This is a genomic window from Paenarthrobacter nitroguajacolicus, assembly GCF_031455195.1.
GTDB classification, from domain to species: Bacteria; Actinomycetota; Actinomycetes; order Actinomycetales; family Micrococcaceae; genus Arthrobacter; species Arthrobacter nitroguajacolicus_D.
Genome location: NZ_JAVDSH010000004.1, coordinates 58790 through 74135 on the forward strand (window position 1 = coordinate 58790; position 15346 = coordinate 74135).

Sequence of the window (15346 nt, forward strand, 5' to 3'; positions counted from 1 at the left end):
AGCGCCATCACCTGACGGAAGCGCCGCCGTCGTGTATGTGGATAACCCGAGGGGCTGTCCACATAGCCCTGTCACCAACTCCCGGCCTCCGCGCCGAGCATGAAAGAATAGGCATCATGGCTGAATCCCCTCGCGTGTCCCTCGCTTCCGAACCCCTCGCCCTTGGCCCCCTTGACGGCCGCTACCGCGCCGCCGTCGCGCCCCTCGTCGACTACCTGTCCGAGGCGGCCCTGAACCGCGATCGCGTTCACGTCGAAGTCGAGTGGCTGATTCACCTGACCAGCCAGTCGGTACTGCCGGGCGCCGGCCCCCTGTCGGACGAGCAGAACGCCAAGCTGCGTGCCATCGTTAGCGAATTCGACGCCGCATCGGTGAACGAACTTGCCGAAATCGAGGCCGTAACGGTCCACGACGTCAAGGCAGTCGAGTACTATATCGGCCGTCGCCTGCCCGCCATCGGGATCGAACACCTGACGGCCATGGTGCACTTCGGCTGCACATCCGAGGACGTCAACAACCTCTCCTACGCTGTGGGCATCAAGGGTGCCGTGGAGAACGTGTGGCTGCCCAACGCCACCGCCCTGGTCCAGCAGATCGAAGCCATGGCAGAAGCGAACCGCTCGGTGCCCATGCTGTCCCGCACCCACGGCCAACCGGCGACGCCCACGACGCTGGGCAAGGAACTGGCTGTCATTGCGCACCGCCTGAACCGCCAGCTGGCACGCATCGCCAAGACCGAATACCTGGGCAAGATCAACGGCGCTACCGGCACCTACGCCGCCCACGTAGCCTCCGTCCCGAGTGCGGACTGGGAAGGCGTCGCCAAGTCGTTCGTGGAAGGCCTTGGCCTCACGTGGAACCCGTTGACCACGCAGATCGAAAGCCACGACTGGCAGGCTGAGCTCTACGCAGACATTGCGCGCTTCAACCGCATCCTGCACAACGTCTGCACGGACATCTGGAGCTACATCTCCATCGGCTACTTCCGCCAGATTCCGGTTGCCGGCGCCACCGGGTCATCCACTATGCCGCACAAGGTCAACCCGATCCGCTTCGAAAACGCCGAAGCCAACCTGGAAATCTCCAACGGCCTCCTTGACACCCTGGCGGCAACGCTGGTCACTTCCCGCTGGCAGCGCGACCTCACGGACTCCTCCTCCCAGCGCAACATCGGCGTAGCCTTCGGCCATTCGCTGCTCGCGATCTCCAACGTCGCCAAGGGCCTCAAGGCCCTCGATGTGGCCGAGGAAGTCCTCGCCGGCGACCTCGACACCAACTGGGAAGTCCTGGGTGAGGCCATCCAGATGGTCATGCGCGCCGAGGCCATCGCAGGCGTCGAAGGCATGGAAAACCCCTACGAGCGCCTCAAGGACCTCACCCGCGGCCAGCGCGTGGACGGAGCCCGCATGCAGGAATTCGTTCAGGGCCTGGGCCTCTCGGCCGACGCGGAAGCCCGCCTGCTGGCGCTGACCCCGGGGAAGTACACCGGCATCGCCGACAAGCTGGTGGACCACCTGCAGTAGGACGCAACGTTCGACGACGGCGGGCCGGGGCTGGGTGCCTCGTCCCGCCGTCGGCGTTTAACGCGTCGTGGACGTATCAGTGGGCAGGCGGAAGAGCGCTCCTTCCCAGTTGTTTTCCTTAGCATCCCGTCCAAGGGTTCGAGACACGGCGTGTCGGGCTCTCGCCGGGCTGATGCAGCTGATTGGCTTGAAGCAACCGGGCAGGAGCGCAGCCAGTCCACACCCGAACAGCTAGACGTAGAGGAGCGGAGCGGCCATGAAGCTCCTGTTGATCAGGCACGGACAGACCCCCGGAAATGTTGCTGGCCAGTTGGACACGGCTTTTCCTGGACCTGGCCTGACCGAACTTGGGGAGCGACAGGCGGCTGCGTTGCCGGAGGCGTTGGCGGGCGAAGGCATTGAGGCCCTGTACACCTCCACCCTGTTGCGGACCCAGCGGACCGTGGCACCCTTGGCGAAGGCTACTGGCTTGAAGCCGACAATCCTGGACGGGGTCCACGAAATCGAGGCCGGCGCACTTGAGAAGAAGACCGACCACGAATCGCACATGCGCTACATGGGCACAGTTTTCGCCTGGACGGACGGCGACTTGGACGTCCGGATGCCGGGTGCCTTCACCGGGCACGACTTCTTCGCCCGGTTCGATGCTTCGATAGTGCAGGTAGCGGCGGCGGGACATCAAACGGCCGCAATTGTCAGCCACGGTGCTGCGATCCGCTGCTGGGCAGGACGCAGGGCAACGGACATCGACACGGTATTCGCCGAAACTCATCAACTGCCAAACACAGGAATCGTGGCTCTCCAAGGCGACCCGGAGAACGGCTGGAAGGTGCTGCACTGGGACCAGATTCCCGTGGGCGGCATGGCCCTGGCCGATCGGACCGCAGAGGACCCCACGGGCGAAGCTCTCCAACCCTGATCTGACACTGCGAGGCCCGCTCTTCACCCTAAAACCACTCCGAAAGGTGCAGACCGGGCCCAGCAACGCGTGAACGCCCGGCAATTCTCCCGACGCTTACGCGCAGGAAACACTGCGGAAACCACCGCTGCCTAGGCTTGAGACGCATAGACACCTCCCCGAAACCCGGCGAAAAGAGGCAAGATGCAGACCAACCCACGGCTCAACATCCGGCAGGTCACATGGGCCAACCCCGTGGGCGCAGACCTCCGCGCCGCGCAGCAGGCCGAACTGGATACACGGTTCGGGAGCACGGATCACGAGCCTGGCCCGCCTCCGTCGGAAGCCGACACCGCAGTGTTTGTTGTGGCCTATGAGAAATGCTCGGGACAGCCGCTGGGCTGTGGCGGCCTGAGGATGCTCGACGAGAAAACAGCGGAGATCAAGAGGCTGTACGTGGTGCCCTACGCCCGAGGCTCCGGAGTCGCCAGCTCCATCCTGGCGGCCCTTGAAGCCCAGGCGCATTCCCACGGCTTCAGTGTGATTGCGGCGGAGGCAGGTTCGGCCCAGTCGGATGGAAGGAGCTTCTATGAAAGTGCAGGGTTCGCTCCGGTACCGAATTTTGGCCCTTATGTCGGGGTGAACGAATCGTACTGCTACTCCAAGCGGATCGACTCCCACAGTGCCTCGCACACGGCAATGGCCTGAGCTGAGCCGCGACGGTAAGCAACATCAAGCGGAGGGCGCCACAGTTCGATAATCTCGGATTATGGAAAAAGCAGACATCACCTTTCGCACCCGCAAATGGGTGCGGCCCGAGGACCTGAACGCCAACGGCACACTCTTTGGTGGCAGCCTGCTGAAGTGGATCGACGAAGAGGCAGCGATCTACGCCATCCTCCAGCTTGGCAACGGCCGGGCCGTGACCAAGTACATCTCCGAGATCAACTTCGTGAGCTCGGCTGTGCAAGGCGACCTGATCGAGATGGGGCTGACGGCCAAGCGCTTCGGCCGCACCTCCCTGACCATGCGCGCCGAAGTGCGCAACATGATCACCCGCCAGGCCATCTTGACCATCGAGGAAATAGTCTTCGTAAACCTGGGCGCCGACGGACGGCCGCAGCCGCACGGCTACACGGAAATCACCTACGACCGGGACCGCATCCCCACGCATCACCTGACGGAAACGCTGGACGAGGACTGAACCACCCGGCGTCGCGCGCTTAATCCGGACGCTGGGATGGCGGCACAACGTTCCGTCCCGCTTGCTGACTCCGGCGCACGGGATAACGCCAAGGTGCGGTCCGGTCCGGTGCTGGTCAACGTCACGCGGATCAAGGTCGCCGGCAGGATGACGTGTGCTCGGAGCAACCTACTGCAGGTACCGGAAGACAGTCCAGGACCTGGAATTCAGGCAGCAGTCGGCGGAGTGTCGCGCGCTGAAAGTTGCCTTGCGGCCAACACCGGCTGAGCGGAACATGGCCTTGCCTCCGCAAGCCAAACAGACCAATTGCTGCCGCCGCGGTTCCTGCCGGTACTCATCAAGGTTGTCGAAGTCCTCGGCGTCCCAGTCCTTCCGGTCGGCGAGGCACAGTGCCCTTCTCATCTGCGGTGGCTTTCGATCGTAAACAGCTGTTAAAACGGGTGCTGGCGGCCGCGGGAACGCGGCCGCCAGCTTGTATTTCCGGTGACGGGAGTGATGCCACCGGAACCTGTGGGCTGCTGACCGGAAGGATCAGCAGCGGTCGAACGTCAGCGCCGGTCGAACGTCAGGCCGCCGGGCACCTGGAACGTCGGCATGAGTTCGAGCATGCCCACGTTGACGTGGCGCGGCGTTTCGATGGCGTAGTCCAGGGCATTGACGATGTCGTCCGTGGTCAGCGACTCGTAGCCTTCGTAGTAGGTCTGCCAGGCTTCTTCCATGGCCTCGGGCGTGCCGCCCATGTTGCGGCCGAAGATCTCAGTCTCCACGCGGCCCGGGCAAATCTCGGTGACGCGGATGCGCTTTCCCACGGTGTCATTGCGGAGCTGTCGGGAAATCTGGTGCACTGCGGCTTTGGTGGCGTGATAGACCGTGTGGCCGTAGAAGTTGTACACGCCGGCGATCGAGCTGATATTGATGACATGCCCCAGGTCGCGCTCCACCATGCCGGGCAGCACCAGGCGGGTGAGCTGCAGAAGGCCGCGAAGATTCACGTCCACCAGCTCGTCAATGTCCGCTTCGGACGAGTCCAGGATGTTGCCTGGCCGGGAGACACCGGCACAGTTCACCAGGACGTCCACCTTGAGGTCACTCACGACGGCGGCCAGCGCGGCGGTGTCGGTCAGGTCCACTACGTGCGGGACTGCTCCGGTGCGGTCTGCCAACTCGGCGAGGCGTTCCTCGTTGCGGGCCACGGCGTGCACGGTCAGGCCGCGCTTGGCGAGGCGTTCGGCGATGGCTGCGCCCATACCGGTTGATGCTCCGGTGACGAGGGCTGTGGTGTAGTCGGAAAAAGACATGGGGTCCTCCAAAAGGTGGGAAGTCGTTGGCGGCTCAGTGCGCCGGGCCCGGAAGCCCGGCGCACTGAGCCGGAGAGAGTGGCGGCTACGCGTCGCGCAACGGTTCGTGGGCCCGGTCCTTGACAGTGCTGACGGCGATCAGCGTGCCGAGGGCCGTGATGACTGCGTAGAACGCGGGCATGTAGATGTTGCCGGTGCTGCCGATCAGCCAGGTCATGAGCAGCGGGGCCGTGCCGCCGAAGAGGGCCGAGGAGATGTTGTAGCCAAGGCCGTACGCGGAGTAGCGGACGCGGGTGGGGAACAGTTCCACGATCAGGATATGGATGACTGCGGTGTGGCCGGCGAAGACGATGGCCATGATGCAGGCACCGAGGATGGCCAGGCCCATTTCACCGGTGGCGATGAGTGCGTAGGACGGGATGCCGAGGACTGCCATGGCGATGGCGGATCCGGCGATGACCTTCTTGCGGCCAACGCGGTCCGACAAAGCTCCCATGAACGGGATGGCGATGCAGATGACCACGAGGCTGCAAGCGGTGACAAGGAGGGCTTCGCCGATGGTGAAGTTCAGCTGCTTGCCCTTGAGGAATGTGGGCATGTAGGAGAACAGAACGTAGTAGCCGGAGCCGTTCATCAGCGGGATGAAGAGGGCCAGGAGCATGGCACGGCGGTGTTCCTTGGACTGGAAAGCTTCCTTGAGCGGGTTCTTGGAGAGACCGCCCTCTTCCTTGAGCTTCTCGAAGTTGGGGGTATCGCTGATGGCCTTGCGGATGTACCAGCCGATGATCCCCATGGGGATGGCGACCAGGAACGGGATGCGCCACGCGAACGAACCGAACCCGCCGCCGTCGATCGCTGCTTGGGTGAGCCACGGCGACATGGAGAAGGCGACCAAGGTACCGGTAAGCAGAGCAGCGAAGGAAGCAATCTGCGCATAGGAGGTGATGATGCCGCGCTTGCCTTCGGGGGCGTGTTCAGCGAGGAAGGTCATGGCGCCGGCAGCTTCGCCACCGACCGAGAAGCCCTGCAGGAGACGCAGAAGGACCAACAGGATCGGCGCCGCGACGCCGATGGCCGCATACGGGGGCAGCAGGCCAATACCTGCGGTGGCAACACTGATCAGCAGAATGACGAAGACCAGTAGCTTTTGCCTGCCGATCCGGTCACCAAGGTAGCCACACACCACTGCGCCGAGCGGGCGGACGAAGAAGGAGACCGCATAGCCTGCGAACACGAAGAGGAGGGCGTTGTCCGGATTGCCCGGCGCCAGGAAGACGAGCGCCAGCGTTCCCGCCATGAAGGCGAAAATGCCGTTGTCGTACAGCTCCACGAAGATGCCAACACAACCTGCGGTGACAACCTTGCGGGTTTGGCGGCTGGTGAGCCGCTCATGCTGCACTGGCGCAGCGTTGGTGCTTGCGGTCATGACTTTTCCTTACTGGGATGAGCGTAGCAACGCCTACTGGTATGACGACAGGGTTTTAGCTGCATGCCGCAACCGGTAGGTCCTGCCACTGGGGACGGCATCCAATGCCGAGGAGTCCGAAGACGGTGTTGACGGATTCGCGGAGGGTCTCAAGCTGGGTCCGCGAGCGTCGATGGGCGGCAGTTGCTTCTGCCACTGTGGTTTTCCGAAAACGGACTTTGTCCCCTGGCCTTGCTTGGGCCAGGACATCCAGTCCGGTGCTGGTGACCACTGCGAGTACGGGATAACCGGCGGTGACGCCGCGTCCCCGGTGCAGTACCAGCAGCTCTTCCCTTGAGGGAACCTCGACGGCGCCCACTGGCACTCCGCGGGACAGGACCTCGCCGTTTGAGGTTCTTTCCGGAAGTTCTCCGCCGAGCCGCAGGCCGATGTGGTTGCTGCGGCCGCTCACGGCGTACTCCGAGGTGAAGAGCAGTTCACCGGATTCGCCAAACTCGGCGACGTCCGGTCCGTCGGTCACGTCGACCAACAGGTCTGAGTCCATGCTGGGGCGTTCAAGTCCCAGCCGGAAAAGGGGAAGGTCGAAGTAGGGCTGGCGTACGGGGCCAACGCTCCTGCGGGTCAGGAGGCGGGTGCCTTCCTTGAGTTGCAGTCCGAAGCCCACCACGGTGTCCGGAGCTACACTGCCCAGCAGGGTTTCTGCCTCGATGGAGCCGTGGATCGCCAGGTACGCGCGGAGGCCGCAGTGGATTCCGCGGACGGACACTGTTTCTCCGGCGCGCACCGACACTGGTTCCCACTGGCTCGCCTGACGACCACCAACTGTGAGCGTCAGGGGAGCCCCGGTGACGGCGATCAGGATGTCGGTGGTGGCCTTCATCCGGAAGTCCAGGGCCGCGATCTCCACCAGGGGATGGTTGTCCAGGTTCCCTGCCAGGATGTTGGCGGCACGGGCCGAGTACTGGTCCAGGGCCCCGTTGACCGGAAGGCCGAAGCGGGGGCCACGGGTCCTGCCGAGGTCAGTAACCACCGAGTTGCCTGGCTGCTGGATGAGGATTTCGCCGGTCATGGCTGCACTCCTGGTTCCAAGGGTTCCAGCTCCAGGCCGGCGTAGTCGCTGAACTCCTCTGGGCGGATCTGGCGGAACCGCAGGATGTCCCCCGGCTCGTAAGGCACCAGAGGCTCGCGGTGAATGTTCAGTACCGACAAGGGAGTCTGTCCGATGACGCACCAACCACCCGGGGCCATTGCCGGAGCGATGACTGCCTGCCGACCGGCCACGGAGACGGCTCCAGCCGGGACGCTGAGCCGGGGATCCTTGAGCCGCGGCACGGGCTTGGGGAATGCGGGCCCGTCCATCATCGGGGACCCGGCGGGCGCGCCGAGGCAGCGGACGGTGTACGTCTTTTCGATGTGGAGGCGGATGACCTCCTCCACGGAGATCCCCTGGTGCTCAGCGACGCGCTCCAAGTCGGGGCCGTACCCGCCGCCATACACGACGGGGACATCGAACTCGCGGGGTGCTTTTGCGGACTCGTCGGCGTGGGCGAGCTCCAACAGTCCCAGCTTCACGAAGGCCCGGACCTGGCGGGCAGAAACGAGGAGGGGATCGAACTCCACCAACACCGAATCGTAGGTGGGAACCGCGCCGTGTAGACCTTCGGCACCGCAGTTTTCGAGCCAGTTGGCCAGCCCATGGACGGTGAGCCAGTTCTGTTCGCTCGCTTCGGAGATGGCAACCACACGCACTGCGGAGTCTCCGGACTCGTAGATCTCGGTGGGAGACGCTGTGAGGACGGACATGTCAGGCCGCTTTCTTCTTTGCGTCCATGACCTCAGCCAGGGGTGCGATGTGGACACCGGCGGTAATGAGTTCCGAACGGATCCGACGGGCCAGCTGCACGGCGCCAGGGTTGTCCCCGTGCAGGAGGAGGGTGTCCACGGCGATGTCCAGGTCCGCACCGTTGGCGCAGCGGACCTTGCCCTCAACCACCATGCGCAGGGTACGGTCCACGATCTCCGTAGGATCATGCAGCACGGCACCGGGCTGGCTGCGGGGAACCAGCGTGCCGCCTTCCTGGTAGGCGCGGTCCACGATGCCCACGATTGCGACGTCCAGCCCGGCGTCGCGTGACGCTGCAGCCAGTTCGCCTTCCTGGGCCACCACGATCAGTTCGTTGTCGACGCGGACCGCGGCTTCAGCCACAGCCTTGGCATAGTCGTCGCGGACTGCGACGAGGTTGCCAAGCCGGCCGTGCGGGGCCAGGTGCGTGACCTTGGTGCCGTGGAAAGCGGCGAAGCCGTTCAACGCGCCCAGCTGATACAGAACATCGTTCCGGACCTCGTCGGCAGTGAGGCCCATGTCCCGCCGTCCGAACCCTCGCAGGTCAGGGAAGCTTGGATGTGCCCCGATGCCGACTCCGCGGCGAACGCACTCAGCCACCGTGGCCGCCATGATGTCCGGATCACCGGCATGGAACCCGCACGCGATATTGGCGCTTGAAACGATCTCCAGGAGCTCGGAATCGTCGCCAATGGTGTAGGCGCCAAATCCCTCTCCAAGATCCGCTACAAGATCAATTATCGGGTTCACGTGGTTCTCTTTCCGTGTGGTTCTGCAGGTAATGCGGGAATTTGCCAACGCCGCGTAATGGGTCATAAAAGAATTCCCGGTAAATGGCAGTCGCCGGAGTAAATCGAGGGCGTTGTCTGAAGTTCGTTCCAAAAGTCTCGCACCCGTCGGGACCCCTGCACAAAGACCTAATAGCTATCCCGTGATAGGTCTCCGTTATGACGTACACCACCCGGCCCTGTGGCATGGGTCCCAGCGGAACCCTGCTGGGAGATGCGTCTATATTTGAACATCGGGACCTGCCACCCAGGGGACTTCCCACCCACGGGGCACGGCTCCAGGAAGGTACATCCATGGACACGCGGAAGCTCTCATACTTCGTTCAGATCGTTGACTCCGGGAGCATCACGAAGGCCGCGGCTGCCCTCCATGTGGCCCAGCCGGCCCTCAGCCAGCAAGTCTCGGCACTGGAGAACGATCTCAAGCAGCGGCTGCTGATCCGCAGCAAGCAAGGCGTCGAACCCACGGCAGCCGGGCACACGCTCTACCGCCATGCACAGTCGATCCTGCGGCTGGTGGAGCAAGCCCGCCAGGACGTCGCTTCCTCCGGCGCCGCACCCTCGGGCCGGGTGTCCATTGCCATCGCGCCGTACAGCATGGCCTCCAGCCTGACTCCCCAGATCATCAGCGAGGTCGGCCGCCGCTACCCGGATATCGTGGTCCACCTGACCGAGATTTTTGGCGGAGTCCTGAGCGAAGCCATCAAGAACGGCCGCCTCGACATGGCGTTGATTTACGAGCCTGGAAAGATCCGGGGCGTTCAATTCACCACCATGATCGTCGAAGACCTCCACCTGGTGGTGCACCCGGACGTGGACCTCGCCCCCGGCAAAGACGGCAAGAACACCATCACGCTTGCGGAAGCCAGCACAGTAGGGCTGTTCCTGCCGGAGAAGAACCACACCCTTCGCCAGCTCATCGAAAAAGGCTTGGCGGACCAGGACCTGCCTTTGAGGCTGGTGGGCGAAGTGGAATCCGTCCCTTCCCTGACCAGGCTCATCCGGGCGAACCTCGGCGGCACGGTGTTGCCCAAATCAGCAGCGGATGCCCTCTTCCCGGACCAGGACTTCAAGGTGCTGCGGATCGTGGAACCCGGCCTGCAGAGCAAGATCGCCCTGTGCACCCCGGACCACGAGCCCTTGTCCGAGGCCGCGTCTGCCGTGCTGCTGGTGGTCAAAGAGATGCTCCATCAGCAACTGATCAACAAGTACGGGACCGACCCCGTGCAACTCCCGGCCCATCCATAACAAAGCCTTATCCGGACAGACAGCTTTGGTCTTATTCAAGACCGTTTTAATTTCCTAATATCGAATCAGCAAACAATTCGAAACCAGCTCACGGATTCCGCGGGCACGTTCAAAGGAAACAACGGTGAAAAAGATCAGCACAGCCGGATGGGTGTCGAATCCAACCCGCGGAACCCTCAGCGCACGAACCGGATTCCATTGCCCACGGAACGGCTTCTGGCGCCCCCTTGGCGGGATCGGCGAACCGCTGTTCGTCTTTGAAGGAAGCCTGATGCCGGCGCACGCGGGCAACAGCATTGAATGGCACTTGGTGGACACCCGGCCCGGTCGCGCCGGCCTCGACTGACCCGGCCACCCGCCGTCGTACCTTAACCGAATCTGCACCACGTTGAGGCGCCCTGCCACCGGCAAGGCGCCTTTCTTGTGCTCGAATACAGCAAGCCAAAGAGTCAACGGCACGCCAAAGACCGGCCGCTGCTGATGTACCAGCAGCGGCCGGTCCGGGCCGGAGCTCCTAGTCTTCGACCAGGAGGCCCTTCTCTTTCAGCTTCTCCGTCAGGCCGCACAGCTCAATGGTGTTGCCGCCGTCGTGGTAGAGCTTGATGAGTTCGCGTTCGTGGTCGTCGCGGGCCTGGGACAGTGCGATGACTTCCTCGGCCTCTTCGCGGCGGACCACCACAACGCCGTCGGCATCACCGCGGAGGATGTCGCCGGGGTAGATGATTTCGTCTCCGAAGACGATGGGGTGGTTGATGGGGCCCAACGTTTCCTTAACGGTGCCCTTGATGCTGACGCTGCCGGAGAACACGGGCAGGCCCAGCTCGATCAGGTCCTGGGTGTCGCGCACGCCGGAGTCGGTGACCATCGCGGCGATGCCCTTGGCCTTCATGGCGTTGCCCAGGACGTCGCCGAACGTGCCGGCCTCGGCCATTTCCTGCGCACCGACCAACACCACGTCGCCAGCCTGCGCGTAGTGGATGGCCACCTGGAGCATGAGGTTGTCCTGCGGTGCACACGCGACGGTGACGGCCGGGCCGCAGAAGGACATGGAGCGGTCGATCGGCTTGATCCTGGAGCTCAGTGCGCCGCGGCGGCCTTGGGCTTCGTGGATCGTAGCGGAGGAAAAGGCGGCGAGGCGGTTGACGACGTCAGCGTCCGGGCGCTCGAATTTGGTCTTGACGTGGATCATGTTCGGGTTCTTTCTCTGGGGCTTAGGTCAGGGCGTTGACGGCGTCGCGGATCGAATCCACGCCGGCGTTGATGGTCTCCAGCGAGGTGGCGAAGGAGATCCGGAAGTAGGGGCCCAGGCCGTAGGCCGAGCCTTGGATGACAGCCACCCGGGCGGCATCCAACAGGTAGAGCGTGAAGTCCTGGTCGTTCTCGATGACCGTGCCGTCCGGCGTGGTCTTGCCGATCACCCCGCTGCAGTTCACGTAGGCGTAGAAGGCGCCTTCAGCCGGCGCGACCGACAACCCCTCAATAGCGTTCAAACCCTCGACGGCGGCGTCCCGGCGTTTGCGATAGACCTCCACGCTGTCTCGAACGAAAGCCTGGTCACCATTCAGCGCAGCAACGGCGGCCGCCTGGCTGATGGAGGACGGGCAGGACGAGGTTTGCGACTGCAGCTTGTTCATCGCCGCGACCAAGGGTGCGGGTCCCACGCCGTAGCCGAGCCGCCAACCGGTCATCGCGTAAGCCTTGGAGACACCGTTGACCAGCAGGATCCGGTCTTTCAGTGCCGGTGCGGCGGTGACCAGGCTGGTGACGCGGCCGTCACCGAAGTGGATTTCGTCGTAGATCTCGTCGGTGAGGATGAAGACGTGTGGGTGCTGCTCCAGGACTTCGGCGAGCGCCTGCAGTTCCTCGCGGGTGTAGACGGCGCCGGTCGGGTTGGACGGGGCGTTGAGAATGAGCCATGTGGTCTTGGGCGTGATGGCTTCGCGGAGGGCGTCCGGCGTGAGCTTGAAGCCAACGTCCTCGCCGCACGCGACGATCACCGGGGTTCCGTCGTTGGCCAGGACCATGTCTGGATACGAAACCCAGTACGGCGCCGGGACGATCACTTCGTCGCCTTCGTTGAGAGAGGCCATCAGGGCAACATAGAGGACCTGCTTGGCACCGCCGCCGATGGTGAGCTGGTTGCTCCCGTAACGGTGCCCGGCGTCCCGCTCGATCTTGTCCAGGATGGCGGCCTGCAGCTGGGGCGTGCCGGTCACCGAGGTGTATTTGGTCTCACCGTTGGTGATCGCCTCTTTCGCTGCGGCCTTGATGTGCTCCGGGGTGTCGAAGTCCGGCTCGCCGACGGTGAGGTCGATGATCTGGACGCCTTCGGCTTTCAGTTCGCGGACGCGGGCGGCCGCGGCAACGCTGGCTGAGGCCTTGATGCGGGTGACCCTCGACGCCGGCAGGAACTCGGACATGTCTCCTCCAGGAATGTGGAACTCGGGACGCGCGGATTCGCGGATCCCTTTTTCGAGACTAGGTACTGAGGGGGTGCGCTGGATAAGACCGAATGTGCGTGGATCTATAAGCGGGTCTTATGACAGGGATCCCTGTATAGGGTTTTCAGAACTCATGACGCGCACAGAGTGCGTAAGAACGCGCTTTGGGGCGCTTCTTCCATGCACTTTGCTTATGGCTTCACTCGGTTTTGGTATTTCCTTGCCCGCGCCATCGACGCCTACATTCGAGGGATCACACACCTGTTCTCAAGCCGAAAGGGAGCCAATGCCACCACGAACCCGCTCAGCCTCGGCCGTTTCCCTGCACACCCGCCCAGCCAGTGGACGGTACGCCTACCGGGCCAAGGCGCCCCAGGCTTCGGATCGTGCCGAGCATGCCAGGCTGGCGCGCGCGCTGGGGGTTCATCGGCAACTCCTGTCCCACGCGGCCAGTGCCATCCGCACGTTGACCGCGGCCAGGAACGAATTGATTGCCCAGGCGATTGAGGACGGGCTCACCCTTGCCACCATCTCTGCGATCACCAGGGAGAACGTGAGGACTGTCAGGACCATCGGTTTGGCTTATGACGATGTCCATCCGAGCGGACTCCCCCGTAACGCACATATGTCCGCACTCCAGCAGAAAACCGATGAGCTCAGGGCGGTCGAAGGCCGCCGGGATCAGATCATGGAACGTCGCGCAGACTTGATCGTGACGGCCCTCCGGAATCAGGTCTGCGATGACCTCGAGCTCGCTTCTTTGACCGGCCTCACTCCGGACCACATCCGCCGCGCCAGCCGGGGCCTCGCCCGCCCCGCCACCGATAAGCCCGGCCCTGAGCCCACCCACCGTTGAACCCTGCCGCCGCAGACGGTAGAACGGTGGGATGAGCGACGTAAACGCATGGATGGACCTGTACCTGCAGGCGTGGACCTCGAACGAACCCGATGACATCCGGGCCATGTTCACCGAGGACGCCGTCTACTACGACCGGCCAAACACAGAAAAGCCGTGGAACGGGCATGAGGAGATCGTTCAGCACTGGTCCGGCGATTCGGCCGATCAGCCAGAGGACTGGACGTTCGAATGGACTCTCCTGGGCCAGGACGGGGACACGGCGTTTGTCCAGGGCCTGACCACGTACCTCAACGGCGACCCCACTTACGACAACCTTTGGGTCATCCGCTTTGCCGAAGACGGCCGTGCCCGCGAATTCACCGAGTGGTACATGGCCCGGAAGTGATTCAGACGCCCTGGTCGACCTTGCCCGTGGAGGCAGTGGAGGCAGTGCCAGAAGTCGTGCGGCGGTCAAAAATGGTGGCGCCCACTTCCTGCTCGGCCTGGTTATCGATCCCGAGGTCGATCCCCTTGCGTTCGCGCGTCAGCAGCACAGCACCCGTGGAGATCACGGCGACAATCAGCAGGTACGCCGAGACGCTCATGGTGGTTCCGGTGGCCTGAACCAAAGCCGTTGCGATGGTCGGGGCGAAGGCTCCACCAATGATCGAACCCAGTGCGTAAGAGATGGCCACGCCGGAGAATCGGATGGACGCTGGGAACAGCTCGCTGTACAGGGCAGCCTGCGGTCCATACGTCAGTCCGAGACCCAGGCTGAACAGTGCCAGTCCTGCCACCATCGCCCAAATGTTGCCGGTGTTGATCAGCCAGAAGAGCGGGAAGAACGTGACGATCAGGCAGCCGTAGCCGATGAGGTAGGTCTTCTTGCGGCCGATGCTGTCCGCCAAGTACCCGGACACAAGCGTGAAAACGAACCACAGTGCCGCGGAGGCTGTGATGGCCAGGAGGACCTGGGTCCGGTCCATCGCCAATCCCTTGGGAGCAGTGGCGTAGCTGAGGATGTACCCACCAGTGGTCATGTAGCCGGCCGCGTTGTTGCCCGCGAAGATCAGTGCGGCAAGGACGACCAGCAGCCAGTGCTTCTTGAACAGTTCCACAATGGGGACTTTGGTCTGCTGTTTGCGTGTAGCGATCTCGGCGAAGACAGGGCTCTCATCCACGCCCCGGCGCACAATGAAGCCCACAATGATCAGGACGAAGCTGAGCAGGAACGGTACCCGCCAGCCCCACTCTTCGAATGCCGCGCCTGGCGTGATCACGCCGGACATAAGGGTGAGGACACCGGAGGCGAGGAGCATGCCCAAGGGCACACCCAGTTGGGGGAACGAGCCGAAGAGACCGCGTTTGTTGCGGGGTGCATGTTCCACAGCCATCAGAACGGCACCTCCCCATTCGCCGCCTGCGGAGATGCCCTGCAGGATGCGCAGGAGCAGCAGCATGATGGGTGCTACCAGACCGGCCGTCTCGTAGGTGGGCAGGACACCAATCAGCGTGGTGGCGGTGCCCATCAGCACGAGGGTCAGCACCAGCATGGCCCGGCGTCCGAGCTTGTCCCCGAAGTGCCCGGCAAGGAACGCACCGAGCGGCCGGAAAAGGAAGCTCAAGCCTACGGACGCGAACGAAATCAGCAGGGCAATGTCGGCGCCCGCAGGTTCGAAGAACAGCTTGGCAAAGATCAGGCCCGCAGCGTTGGCGTAGATGAAGAAGTCGTACCACTCCACGGTGGTTCCAACGATCGTGGCAAACGCTACGCGCCGGTTGTTTCGCGCCGAGTGGCGCTGCTCCGAGCCAGGCAGTGCAGATGGTGATGCGCTCATG

At 63.5% G+C, this 15346-nt stretch carries 17 protein-coding genes; 8 read left to right on the forward strand and 9 right to left on the reverse strand.

What is annotated here, in order from left to right:
* Positions 1-116: 116 nt before the first annotated feature.
* The 4 genes from purB (at position 117) to J2Y68_RS09890 (ending at position 3625) form a co-directional block, all read left to right on the forward strand.
* Positions 117-1523 (forward strand): adenylosuccinate lyase, encoded by a 1407-nt coding sequence (purB, locus tag J2Y68_RS09875; RefSeq protein WP_309992764.1) that lies wholly within the window; start codon positions 117-119, stop codon positions 1521-1523.
* Positions 1524-1779: 256 nt separating this feature from the next.
* Complete coding sequence (locus J2Y68_RS09880) at positions 1780-2442, forward strand: histidine phosphatase family protein (RefSeq protein ID WP_309992766.1); 663 nt, start codon at positions 1780-1782, stop codon at positions 2440-2442.
* Positions 2443-2625: 183 nt separating this feature from the next.
* On the forward strand, positions 2626-3129 hold the full coding sequence (locus J2Y68_RS09885; RefSeq protein ID WP_309992769.1) for a GNAT family N-acetyltransferase: 504 nt from the start codon (positions 2626-2628) through the stop codon (positions 3127-3129).
* A 61-nt stretch (positions 3130-3190) separates the two neighbouring features.
* Positions 3191-3625 carry an acyl-CoA thioesterase gene (locus J2Y68_RS09890; protein WP_159706417.1) on the forward strand — a complete coding sequence of 145 codons (435 nt, stop codon included), beginning with the start codon at positions 3191-3193 and terminating at the stop codon, positions 3623-3625.
* A 168-nt stretch (positions 3626-3793) separates the two neighbouring features.
* On the opposite strand, the gene J2Y68_RS09895 is transcribed toward J2Y68_RS09890, so the two are convergent.
* The 6 genes from J2Y68_RS09895 to J2Y68_RS09920 form a co-directional block, all read right to left on the reverse strand.
* Positions 3794-4027 (reverse strand): hypothetical protein, encoded by a 234-nt coding sequence (locus J2Y68_RS09895; RefSeq protein ID WP_207595360.1) that lies wholly within the window; start codon positions 4025-4027, stop codon positions 3794-3796.
* 146 nt (positions 4028-4173) lie between these two features.
* A complete protein-coding gene (locus tag J2Y68_RS09900; RefSeq protein WP_309992774.1) occupies positions 4174-4923 on the reverse strand; it encodes an SDR family oxidoreductase in 750 nt (249 codons plus the stop codon).
* Positions 4924-5008: 85 nt separating this feature from the next.
* A complete protein-coding gene (locus J2Y68_RS09905) occupies positions 5009-6349 on the reverse strand; it encodes an MFS transporter (RefSeq protein ID WP_231340885.1) in 1341 nt (446 codons plus the stop codon).
* A gap of 55 nt (positions 6350-6404) precedes the next feature.
* On the reverse strand, positions 6405-7418 hold the full coding sequence (locus tag J2Y68_RS09910; RefSeq protein ID WP_309992778.1) for a 5-oxoprolinase subunit C family protein: 1014 nt from the start codon (positions 7416-7418) through the stop codon (positions 6405-6407).
* A complete protein-coding gene (locus J2Y68_RS09915; RefSeq protein WP_309992780.1) occupies positions 7415-8152 on the reverse strand; it encodes a 5-oxoprolinase subunit B family protein in 738 nt (245 codons plus the stop codon). Before J2Y68_RS09915 ends, J2Y68_RS09910 begins: the two co-directional genes overlap by 4 nt.
* Position 8153: 1 nt before the next feature.
* Positions 8154-8942 carry a LamB/YcsF family protein gene (locus J2Y68_RS09920; RefSeq protein WP_309992783.1) on the reverse strand — a complete coding sequence of 263 codons (789 nt, stop codon included), beginning with the start codon at positions 8940-8942 and terminating at the stop codon, positions 8154-8156.
* A gap of 332 nt (positions 8943-9274) precedes the next feature.
* Between J2Y68_RS09920 and J2Y68_RS09925 the strand changes: the two genes are divergently transcribed.
* A complete protein-coding gene (locus J2Y68_RS09925) occupies positions 9275-10228 on the forward strand; it encodes a LysR substrate-binding domain-containing protein (RefSeq protein WP_309992785.1) in 954 nt (317 codons plus the stop codon).
* A gap of 124 nt (positions 10229-10352) precedes the next feature.
* Positions 10353-10574, forward strand: a complete 222-nt coding sequence (locus J2Y68_RS09930; RefSeq protein WP_309992788.1) for a hypothetical protein — start codon at positions 10353-10355, stop codon at positions 10572-10574.
* Positions 10575-10742: 168 nt separating this feature from the next.
* Here the strand turns inward: J2Y68_RS09930 and J2Y68_RS09935 are convergent, their stop codons facing one another.
* Both J2Y68_RS09935 and J2Y68_RS09940 read right to left on the reverse strand, forming a co-directional pair.
* Positions 10743-11417: a 4-carboxy-4-hydroxy-2-oxoadipate aldolase/oxaloacetate decarboxylase gene (locus J2Y68_RS09935; RefSeq protein ID WP_309992790.1), complete on the reverse strand. Its 675-nt coding sequence runs from the start codon at positions 11415-11417 to the stop codon at positions 10743-10745.
* 22 nt (positions 11418-11439) lie between these two features.
* On the reverse strand, positions 11440-12648 hold the full coding sequence (locus J2Y68_RS09940; RefSeq protein WP_309992793.1) for an aspartate transaminase: 1209 nt from the start codon (positions 12646-12648) through the stop codon (positions 11440-11442).
* A 307-nt stretch (positions 12649-12955) separates the two neighbouring features.
* Here J2Y68_RS09940 and J2Y68_RS09945 point away from each other — a divergent pair, with 307 nt between their 5' ends.
* Entirely contained in the window at positions 12956-13525 is a 570-nt protein-coding gene (locus J2Y68_RS09945; RefSeq protein ID WP_309992795.1) for a hypothetical protein, read from the forward strand.
* 31 nt (positions 13526-13556) lie between these two features.
* Complete coding sequence (locus tag J2Y68_RS09950; RefSeq protein WP_309992798.1) at positions 13557-13913, forward strand: nuclear transport factor 2 family protein; 357 nt, start codon at positions 13557-13559, stop codon at positions 13911-13913.
* A 1-nt stretch (position 13914) separates the two neighbouring features.
* Here J2Y68_RS09950 and J2Y68_RS09955 read toward each other — a convergent pair whose 3' ends face one another.
* Entirely contained in the window at positions 13915-15345 is a 1431-nt protein-coding gene (locus tag J2Y68_RS09955) for an MFS transporter (RefSeq protein ID WP_309992800.1), read from the reverse strand.
* Position 15346 lies beyond the last annotated feature (1 nt).

Bases quoted from the DNA above. Each gene is read 5' to 3' on its own strand.
- purB (WP_309992764.1), top strand. From the start codon at position 117: ATGGCTGAATCCCCTCGCGTGTCCCTCGCTTCCGAACCCCTCGCCCTT.
- J2Y68_RS09880 (WP_309992766.1), top strand. From the start codon at position 1,780: ATGAAGCTCCTGTTGATCAGGCACGGACAGACCCCCGGAAATGTTGCT.
- J2Y68_RS09885 (WP_309992769.1), top strand. From the start codon at position 2,626: ATGCAGACCAACCCACGGCTCAACATCCGGCAGGTCACATGGGCCAAC.
- J2Y68_RS09890 (WP_159706417.1), top strand. From the start codon at position 3,191: ATGGAAAAAGCAGACATCACCTTTCGCACCCGCAAATGGGTGCGGCCC.
- J2Y68_RS09895 (WP_207595360.1), bottom strand. From the start codon at position 4,027: ATGAGAAGGGCACTGTGCCTCGCCGACCGGAAGGACTGGGACGCCGAG.
- J2Y68_RS09900 (WP_309992774.1), bottom strand. From the start codon at position 4,923: ATGTCTTTTTCCGACTACACCACAGCCCTCGTCACCGGAGCATCAACC.
- J2Y68_RS09905 (WP_231340885.1), bottom strand. From the start codon at position 6,349: ATGACCGCAAGCACCAACGCTGCGCCAGTGCAGCATGAGCGGCTCACC.
- J2Y68_RS09910 (WP_309992778.1), bottom strand. From the start codon at position 7,418: ATGACCGGCGAAATCCTCATCCAGCAGCCAGGCAACTCGGTGGTTACT.
- J2Y68_RS09915 (WP_309992780.1), bottom strand. From the start codon at position 8,152: ATGTCCGTCCTCACAGCGTCTCCCACCGAGATCTACGAGTCCGGAGAC.
- J2Y68_RS09925 (WP_309992785.1), top strand. From the start codon at position 9,275: ATGGACACGCGGAAGCTCTCATACTTCGTTCAGATCGTTGACTCCGGG.
- J2Y68_RS09935 (WP_309992790.1), bottom strand. From the start codon at position 11,417: ATGATCCACGTCAAGACCAAATTCGAGCGCCCGGACGCTGACGTCGTC.
- J2Y68_RS09940 (WP_309992793.1), bottom strand. From the start codon at position 12,648: ATGTCCGAGTTCCTGCCGGCGTCGAGGGTCACCCGCATCAAGGCCTCA.
- J2Y68_RS09945 (WP_309992795.1), top strand. From the start codon at position 12,956: ATGCCACCACGAACCCGCTCAGCCTCGGCCGTTTCCCTGCACACCCGC.
- J2Y68_RS09950 (WP_309992798.1), top strand. From the start codon at position 13,557: ATGAGCGACGTAAACGCATGGATGGACCTGTACCTGCAGGCGTGGACC.
- J2Y68_RS09955 (WP_309992800.1), bottom strand. From the start codon at position 15,345: ATGAGCGCATCACCATCTGCACTGCCTGGCTCGGAGCAGCGCCACTCG.